The 9,630-nt window shown below is 67.9% G+C and carries 4 protein-coding genes and 2 pseudogenes; 1 reads left to right on the forward strand and 5 read right to left on the reverse strand.

The window, feature by feature from the left end; all coding sequences use genetic code 11:
• Positions 1-6: 6 nt before the first annotated feature.
• The 3 genes and pseudogenes from G3O00_RS44190 to G3O00_RS35745 form a co-directional block, all read right to left on the reverse strand.
• A pseudogene (locus G3O00_RS44190) lies at positions 7-126 on the reverse strand (LysR family transcriptional regulator); the annotation flags it as partial.
• A 61-nt stretch (positions 127-187) separates the two neighbouring features.
• Positions 188-2,278 (reverse strand): annotated as a pseudogene (locus G3O00_RS35740) (PAS-domain containing protein); the annotation flags it as partial.
• 4 nt (positions 2,279-2,282) lie between these two features.
• Positions 2,283-3,011, reverse strand: a complete 729-nt coding sequence (locus G3O00_RS35745) for a response regulator transcription factor (RefSeq protein ID WP_174934313.1) — start codon at positions 3,009-3,011, stop codon at positions 2,283-2,285.
• Positions 3,012-3,591: 580 nt separating this feature from the next.
• Between G3O00_RS35745 and G3O00_RS35750 the strand changes: the two genes are divergently transcribed.
• A complete protein-coding gene (locus G3O00_RS35750; RefSeq protein ID WP_011356164.1) occupies positions 3,592-4,455 on the forward strand; it encodes a crotonase/enoyl-CoA hydratase family protein in 864 nt (287 codons plus the stop codon).
• A 48-nt stretch (positions 4,456-4,503) separates the two neighbouring features.
• Here the strand turns inward: G3O00_RS35750 and pdeR are convergent, their stop codons facing one another.
• Entirely contained in the window at positions 4,504-6,507 is a 2,004-nt protein-coding gene (gene pdeR, locus G3O00_RS35755; RefSeq protein WP_206145809.1) for a cyclic di-GMP phosphodiesterase, read from the reverse strand.
• 564 nt (positions 6,508-7,071) lie between these two features.
• Positions 7,072-9,630, reverse strand: a 2,559-nt coding sequence (locus G3O00_RS35760) for a hydantoinase B/oxoprolinase family protein (protein WP_206145810.1), incomplete at its 5' end; no start/stop codon positions are given.

Genomic DNA, 9,630 nt, shown 5'->3' on the forward strand with positions numbered 1-9,630 from the left:
CTGCCGTTATTGCCCGCCGTTGTTGCTCGATGCTGCCGTCACCTGCTCGAGCGCGGCGACGAACGCGCGCTTTAGCGGGCTGTCGAGGTCGGTCCAGGCGAGGCCGATGCCCGTTCGGTGGCCGGCCGAACGCGCTGTGAATCCGCAAATCGCCGCCACTTTGCCGGACAAACCCGTACACGCTGCTGAGGCCGAGCCCGCTACCTTCGCCTGCGGCCTTGGTCGTGAAAAACGGCTCGATCACCTTGTCGAGCAGCACGGACGCGATGCCGCACCCGGTATCCGTCACGCTCAGCACGATCGTCGCCGGGTCGCCCGTTGCATCGGACGCCGGCTCGCGATGCGCGGACAGCGTGAGCGTCCCGCCGTCCGGCATCGCCGCCGCGCTGTTGAGCGTCAGGTTGAGCACCGCGTTCTCGAGCTGACCGCGGTCGACGTTCACCCACATCGTGTCGGCAGCCGGCTCCAGCACGACGGTCACGCGCTGCCCCGCCGAATATTCGACGAGGTCGAGCATTTCCGCGAGCATCGCCCGCACCGACACGCGCTCGGCCTGCAGCGGCTGACGCCGCGCGAACGCGAGCAGCCGCCGCGTGAGCCGCGACGCGCGCTCGGCCGCGTGACGCGCGCGTTCGGCCATCGTCTGCGTGTCGCGCTGCCCGTCGAGTCGCGGCAGCAACAATTCGAGGTTGCCCAGAATCGGGACGAGAAAATTGTTGAAATCGTGCGCGACCCCGCCCGTCAGCTGGCCGAGCACCTCCATCTTCTGCGCCTGACGCAGTTCTGCCTCGACCGCGCGGCGGCTCGTCAGGTCCCGGCATACCGATACCCAGCCGCCGTCCGGCAACGGCTGACAGTGGAATTCGAGCGTGCGCCGGTCGCTCAGGTGCAACTCGGCGGACGCGGCGACGCGCACGCCGTCCGACGTGTGCGTCGCGGTCTCGGTCGAGACCTGGTGCCACCGGGCGGGGCGGGCCAGCGCTTCGCGCAGGGCAACGAGCGGCAGGCCCGCCCGCAACGCGGACGCGTCGATGCCGAGCAGCTTCGCGAACGTCGGGTTCCACGCGACCAGGCCGCCTTGCGTGTCGTGCACGGAGACGCCGTCGTTCATCGAGTTGAGCACCGATTCCTGCAGGCGGCGCTGGGCTTCGAGCCCCTGGGTCAGTTGCTCCTTCTCGATCAGGTTGGTGCGAAACACCTCGAACGCGCGCGCCAGCTCGCCAATTTCGTCCGGCCGGTGCATCGACGGCATCGCGTCCGACGTGATGCCCTTCGCGAGGCGCGTCATCACGCGCGTCATTGCCTGCAGCTTGTGCAGGATGCGGCTGACGTACGCCACGCCGAGCAACGCCACCCCGACGCCGGCGACAGCCAGCAGCAGCAGGCCTGACTGGCTCGACACCGCGACCTTGCGCACCTTGTCGCTGCGCTCGCTCGCGATCTGACGCAAGCGCTCGACGTAGCGCGCGGACTTGCCGCTGAGGTGATCGGCGTGACCGCGCAACAGCGTGACGAGATAGCTCGTCTGCGCTTCGCTCGACAGAAACTCCCGACGCACCGCGAACACGTTGCGCGCGGCGCCGTCGAGCCGCTGCAACGTCTCGGCGAGCGCCCGCTGGCTGCGATCCTCGCCGCGCTCTCGCACCCGCAGCCACAGCGCCTCGTTGTCGCTCTCCGCGCTGCCGAGCTCCGCCGCGTTCGTCGCCTGCAATGCGCCGGTCGTGCGCGCCCAGATTTCCAGCAGCGTCGGCGCTTGCCGGGCGATCAACCCTTTCTGGCGCGCGATGCTGTCGCCGATGCCGTCGGTCGCGGCACGCAGTTCGCTCAGTTCCGCCTTGAGCTGCTGCTGCCGGCCCGATACGAGCAGCAGCCGCGCCAGATCCTGGTCGATCGCATCCAGATCGTCGATCACCGCGAGCCGGTCGCCCGCCTTCTCGGCCGTACCCGTCGGCTTGCCGAAGCCAGGCGACAGTCGCCGGATGTCGCCGAGCAGCCCGTGCAGCAGTTCGGAATCGCTGTGCAGCAGGTCCGGCGAATCGGTCGACATCATGCTCGGCGCGACCGCGGCGAGTTGCGCGACCTTGTCGGACAGCTCGAGCGCACGCGCGATCTCCGGCACGACGTTCGCCTCGTATTCGTCGAGCGCGTTCTGGTTCGCGCGCATGCCGAGCACGCCGACCACCACGACCGCCAGCGTGATGCCGAACAGCACGAGGAACGTCACGATCAGCTTGGCCCGTACGCTCCACGACGGCAACGGGATAGGGTTCATGCGCATCGCGTCACACGCGCACGACCGGCACCGAAAACACGTAGCCGGCACCGCGCTGCGTGCGGATATAGGTCGGGTGCTCGGGGTTCGGTTCGATCTTGCGGCGCAGGCGCAGGATCAGCACGTCGATCGTGCGATCGTAGACGTCGATGTCGACGCCGAAGCCGCGCGTGCGCTCCAGCAGCTGTTCGCGAGACCAGACACGCGACGGTTGCTGCACCATCGCCGCCAGCAGCTCGAACTCGCCCTGCGTGAGCGGACACGGATTGCCGCCGTGCGTCAGCGTTCGTGCGGCGCAGTCGAGCGTCCAGCCGTCGAAGCAGAAGCGCGGGCCACCGCCGTTCGGAGCGGGACGCGGCATCGACAGCTCGGTCGTGCGGCGCAGCTGCGCGCGCACGCGCGCGATCAGCTCGCGCCCGGACACCGGCTTCGTGATGAAATCGTCCGCTGCGGTTTCGAGGCCGAGCACACGGTCCGTCTCGTCGCCCAGCCCGCTGATCATGATGATCGAAACGTCGGACCGGCGCCGCAGCTCGCGCGCCACCGTCAGGCCATCCTCACCGCGCAGCTTCAGGTCGAGAATGACGAGCGCGTGCGGCGCGGCGGCCAGTTGCTGCTGCATCATCGCGGCGCTGTCGGCCGTCGATACGTCGAACCCGGCCTCTTCCAACACCCCCCTTAGCCAGGCGCGCACATCTGGATCGTCGTCCAGCACCAGGACCCGATGTTTTTCTGACATGCGTGTTCTCCTCCATGCCGGCCGCGCTCGGAACGCGCAGCCGTGCCGGATGCGAATGTTGGCTGAAGCCGCCCAACTCTGGCAAGTACCGTCGGATGCATGCCGGAGAGGAGAGCCGCACGCCGGTGCGCGGAACCGGGCGCGCACAAATGAACGGGCGCGCGATTTTAACGCTGCAAAAAATCCGGCGGATACCCGTCGGCACCGGTGAATACCCTGCACGACGAGCCGCTGCGACACGCCCCCGCATTGCCAATGCACGGTTACGACTGCCTGCGTCGCACGCGGCATTGCCGCGCCGCTCGCATGTTTGCCGTCATGCGGCCTGCCCGCATTCCGTCGTCACGTCCGGAACGCCGCGATACCGGCCCGGCCTGACGCTCCCCGCTCCTCGACCGCTTGTCCTCGACCGCCGCCTGCATGGGCCCGCGCGGCTTTCCGGTGACCCATTCCACAGATACGCCGAATGTGCGCGCGCAACAATGGCGATGCCTCGCGCCCGGCGCCCTGCGGGACACTCGCCTCCCGCACGGCACCGGGCGCGACGGTCTTCGAAAACCACATCTCACGAGGACATACCATGCAACTCCAATCCCATCCCGCGTGCCGCCCGTTTTATGAAGCCGGCGAACTCACGCAACTGACAGCCTTTTATGAAGAGGGACGTAATGTCATGTGGATGATGCTGCGATCGGAGCCGCGGCCGTGCTTCAACCAGCAACTCGTTACCGACATCATCCATCTCGCACGCGTTGCACGCGACTCGGGCCTGCCGTTCGACTTCTGGGTGACGGGCTCGCTCGTCCCCGAGCTGTTCAACGTCGGCGGCGACCTGAGCTTTTTCGTCGACGCGATCCGCAGCGGCAAGCGTGACCTGCTGATGGCCTATGCGCGCTCGTGCATCGACGGCGTGTACGAGATCTACACGGGCTTCGGCACCGGGGCGATCTCGATCGCGATGGTCGAGGGCAGCGCGCTCGGCGGTGGTTTCGAGGCCGCGCTCGCGCATCACTACATGCTCGCGCAGAAGGGCGTGAAGCTCGGGTTCCCCGAGATCGCGTTCAATCTGTTCCCGGGCATGGGCGGCTATTCGCTCGTCGCGCGCAAGGCCGATCGGGGCGTTGCGGAGCAACTGATCTCGACCGGTGAAGCGCACGCAGCCGAGTGGTACGAGGATCGCGGCCTGGTCGACCAGACGTTCGACGCGGGCGATGCGTATCTCGCGACGCGCACCTTCATCGACGTGATGAAGCCGAAGCTGAACGGCGTGCGCGCGATGCTGCGCGCGCGCGAGCGGGTGTTCCAGCTCACGCGCTCCGAGCTGATGGACATCACGGAAGCGTGGGTGCATGCGGCGTTCACGATCGAGCCGAAGGATCTCGCGTATATGGAACGCCTCGTGATGCTGCAGAACCGGCGCGTGTCGAAGCTGCGCACGGTGTAATGCGGCGGGCGCCGCCGCTGGCCGACGGCGCCCGTTCGTGAACGAAGCTCAGGCGATCAGCCTGAGCTTTCTCGTCTCCGCGAGCCACGCCTCGAACGCCTGTGCCGGCATCGGGCGGGCGTAGTAGTAGCCCTGCGCATGATCGACGTCGAGTTGCTTGAGGAATTCGGCTTCCGCATGCGTTTCGACGCCTTCGGCGACCACCGCGAAATTCAGCGCCTTCGCGAGCGACACGACCGAGCGCACCAGCGCCTGCGAGCGCGGATTGCGGTCGATGGCCGTAATGAACGTGCGATCGAGCTTGATCGCGTCGAGCGGCAGGCGCGACAACTGCGACAGCGACGAATAGCCGGTGCCGAAATCGTCGAGATGGATCTCCGCGCCAAGCTGGCGGAACTGCCGCATCAGCCCGTTGGCGGCATCCTCGTCCTCGATGAAGCAGCTCTCGGTCAGCTCGATGTCAAGCAGGCCGGGCTTGAGCCCCGCCGCGTCGAGGATCGACGCCATCTGGTGCACGATGTTCATGTCCTGCAACTGCCGCGCGGACACGTTCACCGCGATCCGGATGCCGAGCCCCTTCGCCTTCCATGCGGCGGCCTGCGCAGCCGCGGTACGCATCACCCAGCGCCCGAGCGGCGCGATCAGGCCCGACTCCTCCGCGAAGCGGATGAACTCGACCGGCGCGACGAGCCCGCGATCGGGCGACTGCCAGCGGACCAGCGCCTCGACCCCGTGCACGTCGCCGGTCGCGATATCGACGACCGGCTGGTAGTGCAGCACGAACTGCTCCTCTTCGAGCGCCTTGCGCAGGTTCGTGTCGAGCCACATGTACTTCGCGACCTTCTGGTTCATCTCCAGCGAGAACACGCGATACGTATGCTTGCCCTCTTCCTTCGCGACGTACATGGCCGTATCGGCGCTGCGGATCAGCGTCTCGAGCGAATCGCCGTGCTGCGGATGCATCGCGATGCCGATCGAGCAGCTCGTGTAGACCTCCATCAGCCCGAGATGAATCGGCGTGCGCAGCCGTTCGAGAATGATCTGCGCGGTCGCTTCGAGCAGCGGCCGCGTGCCGTGCTCGAACAGCACGAGGAATTCGTCGCCGCCGAGCCGCGCGAGCGTCGCGCCGGACGGCAGGCAGCCGCTGATGATCGCCGACACGTCCTGCAGCAGCCGGTCGCCGGTGATGTGCCCGTAGTGATCGTTGACGCGCTTGAAGTTGTCGAGATCGAGGAACAGGATGCCGACCTGCCCGCGCGTCGCGGCCGTCTCGGCCGCGATCGCCGCGTGGATGCGCTCGCTGATCGCATGGCGGTTCGGCAGGCCGGTCAGCACGTCGGTGTTCGCGAGTTCGGTGAGCCGCTGCTGCGCGCTGCGCTCCTCGGTAATGTCGATGCCCGAGCAGATCAGGAACTGCTCTTCGACGCCGCTGCCGCTCTGCACGAACTTGTTGCGGAACTGGAACAGCCGCGGCCCGTTGACCGTGTTGATGTAGCGCTCGACCGCGAACGAGTGGTTGCTCGCAAAAAAGCCCGTGATGTTGCTGCGCGACTGCGCGCCCTGCTCGGGGGTCATGAACAGCTCGAACGCACTGCGGCCGATCACGTCGACCTCGCGCTTGCCCGTCACTTCCTCGCACAGGCGGTTGAAGCGCTGCACCATCCCGTTGCGGTCGAGAATCACCACGAGCGAATTCACTTCGGACACGACCTGCTCGGCGAACGCGAGCCCGTTCGCGAGATCGCCCGCGACGGACTCGGCATCGGAATAGGCGGACGCCGTGCCGGCCCAGTTGGTCGTGTCGACCTTTCGGCCGACGAGATGGAGGCGAACCGGTTCGCCGTACAGCGTGATGTCGAGCACGAGGTGCGACGTGACACCGGTCAGCGCGCGAATGTGCGCGGCCTGTTCGCCCGTCAGCGCGACGGCAACATTGGTCAGGCCGCGGACGGCCGCCAGTTCGAGTGCATTGCTGTCGCTGCCGAGACGCCAGCAGGGGCTGCGCGTACCGACGTGCGCCTCGAGCACCGCGCTATCGTTTTCGTCATCCATGGAGACGCCCCGATCCAGAAAAAACGCACAGTGTAGACGGAGGCGAGCCGGCCGACCGCCGTTCCGGGCCGCGCGTCGTGCGCGCCCGGCAAGGCGACCGTGATTGCCGTGATGATGGGCCTCGTCCCGTACTTGTTTCCCGCTAATGCGACCCGGCGTTCGCGCGTCATGCGCGCAGGTGCTGCCTAACGAATGATGAGAGCCATCTTATCAAATGACGATCAGGATTGGCACTCACATTTAGAGCAGAGTGTCAAGGAATTGGGACTCGATTGGCAAGCCGGATTTTTCATGATTGGCAGCTCGCTCAATTGCGGCTGCGGCGGTGCGCAACGGGTTCGGCGAATCGGGCTGAGCGCCCCGCCAGGCGGGCATTTGCGGCTGATTCCGGCAATCGCGGAAAGCACTGTGACAAGACCTTGACGACAGGGTCGGATCGCCGTCTGGCGACCCGACTTTCCGTCGAATTTGATTCTTTTTGTGCGTTAATGCGCGACTTTATTCCACAGTCCGTTGCAATGCCGTTCGAGCACCGGCGTGGGGCGCCGGTGCCGGTTGCACGGCTCAGCCCGCCGCGCCGTATCCGCCGCCGCCCGGCGTTTCGACGACGAACACGTCGCCCGGCGTCATCTGCGCGCGGCCGATATGGTCGAGCGCCTCGACCGTGCCGTCCGCGCGCTCGATCGTGTTGCGGCCGAGCGCGCCGGCCTCGCCGCCCGCCGCGCCGAACGGCGCGTGGATCCGGTTGTTCGACAGGATCGACGCGGTCATCGGCTCCAGGAAGCGGATCCGCCGCACCGCGCCGTCGCCGCCGCGCCAGCGCCCGCCGCCGCCCGATCCGGCGCGGATCCGGTGCGAGTCGAGCCGCACCGGGTAGCGCCATTCGAGCACCTCCGGATCGGTGAGCCGCGAGTTGGTCATGTGCGTCTGCACCGCGCCGACACCCGCGAAACCGTCGCCGGCGCCACTGCCGCCCGCAATCGTCTCGTAGTACTGGTAGCGATCGTTACCGAATGTGAAGTTATTCATCGTTCCCTGGCTCGACGCGACGCAGCCGAGCGCGCCGTACAGCGCGTTGGTGATGGCCGACGACGTCTCGACGTTGCCCGACACGACCGCCGCCGGATACTCGGGATTCAGCATCGAGCGGGCGGGCACGATCACCGTGAGCGGCTTCAGGCAGCCGGCGTTCAGCGGGATGTCGTCGCCGACCAGCGTGCGGAACACGTACAGCACGGCCGCCATGCAGACGGCCTTCGGCGCGTTGAAGTTGTTGCCGAGCTGCGCGGACGTGCCCGTGAAGTCGATCTCCGCGCGCCGCGCCGCCCGGTCGACGCGGATCGCGACGCGGATCTCCGCGCCGTTGTCGAGCGGGTAGCGATACGCGCCGTCCTGCAGCGCGCCGATCACGCGCCGCACGGCCTCTTCCGCGTTGTCCTGCACGTACCCCATGAACGCGAGCACGACGTCGCGGCCGAACTGCGCGACCATCCGGCGCAGCTCGTCGACACCCTTCTGGTTCGCGGCGACCTGCGCGCGCAGGTCGGCCATGTTCTGCTCGACGTTGCGCGCCGGATAGCGGCCCGACGCGAGCAGCGCGCGGGTCTCCGCATCGCGCAGCGTGCCGGCCGACACCAGCTGCCAGTTGTCGATCAGCACGCCCTCCTCGTCGATGTGGGTCGAATCGGGCGGCATCGAGCCCGGCGTCGTGCCGCCGATGTCCGCGTGGTGGCCGCGCGAGCCGACGTAGAACAGCGGGGCGTCCGAGCCGTCCGCGAACACCGGCGTGATGACCGTCACGTCCGGCAGGTGCGTGCCGCCGTGATACGGGTCGTTCAGCATGAACACGTCGCCGTCACGCATGCGGCCGCGGTTGCGCTCGATCACCGTGCGGATGCTCTCGCCCATCGAGCCGAGGTGCACGGGCATGTGCGGCGCGTTCGCGATCAGGTTGCCGTCGCCGTCGAAGATCGCGCACGAGAAGTCGAGGCGCTCCTTGATGTTCACCGAGTACGCGGTGTTCTGCAGCCGCAGCCCCATCTGCTCGGCAATCGACATGAACAGGTTGTTGAAGATCTCGAGCCGCACCGGGTCGGCGTCGGTGCCGAGCGAGCGGCGCGTCGGCAGCGGCGTGGTGCGCGTCAGCACGAGGTTGCCCTGCGCGGTCATCTCGGCGCGCCAGCCGGGTTCGACGACGGTCGTGCCGTTCTTCTCCGCGACGATCGCCGGGCCGTCGATCGCGTCGCCGGCCAGCAGCGTGTCGCGCACGTAGAGCGCCGCGTCGTGCCATTGGCCACCGGAATAGAAGCGCACCGCGGAATGGGCGCGCAGCGCGGCATCGTCGCCGTTGCCTGCGTTGCGCGGCGCCAGCGGCGCGATTTCCACCGGCGCGTCCGAGCGGCCGATCGCCTCGACCGACGCGAGTTCGGCAACGAGCGGCGTGCCCGGCATCAGGAACGCGTAGCGCTGCCGGTATGCGGCCTCGAACGCCTGCTGCATCTCGGCGACGCTGCCCGCCGGCACGTCGAGCGCCGAATCGGTGCCCTGGTAGCGCAGGTGCACACGGCGCTCGGTCGCGATCCGCACCGGCGGCACGCCCTGTTCGAGCAGCGCGCCGACGGCCTCGTCAGCCAGCCGGTCGAGCGCCGCATTCAGCGCCGGCAGCGAATCGTCCGACAACACGGCCTCGACCGCGCGCTCGCGCATCGCGGTCTGGTCGGCGAGGCCCATCCCGTACGCGGACAGCACGCCCGCGAGCGGATGCGCGAACACCTGCGTCATCCCGAGCGCGTCGGCCACGCCGCACGCGTGCTGGCCGCCCGCGCCGCCGAACGTCGTCAGCACGTAGCGCGACACGTCGTGGCCGCGCTGCACGGAAATCTTCTTGATCGCGTTCGCCATGCTGCCGATCGCGATTTCCAGGAAACCTTCGGCGAGCGCCTCGGGCGTCTCGCGCCGCCCGGTGGCCGTGTGGATCTCGTCGGCGAGCGCCGCGAACTTCGCGACCACGCCGTCGCGGTCGAGCGGTTCGTCCGCGTGCGGGCCGAATACACGCGGGAAATGATCGGGCTGGATCTTGCCGAGCATCACGTTGCAGTCGGTCACCGTCAGCGGGCCGCCGCG

Origin of the sequence: Burkholderia sp. Ac-20384 (assembly GCF_017104605.1) — a bacterium.
Lineage (GTDB): Bacteria > Pseudomonadota > Gammaproteobacteria > Burkholderiales > Burkholderiaceae > Burkholderia > Burkholderia lata.

Excerpts from the sequence above, each read along its gene's own strand:
- G3O00_RS35745 (WP_174934313.1), bottom strand. The coding sequence starts at position 3,011 with ATGTCAGAAAAACATCGGGTCCTGGTGCTGGACGACGATCCAGATGTG.
- G3O00_RS35750 (WP_011356164.1), top strand. The coding sequence starts at position 3,592 with ATGCAACTCCAATCCCATCCCGCGTGCCGCCCGTTTTATGAAGCCGGC.
- pdeR (WP_206145809.1), bottom strand. The coding sequence starts at position 6,507 with ATGGATGACGAAAACGATAGCGCGGTGCTCGAGGCGCACGTCGGTACG.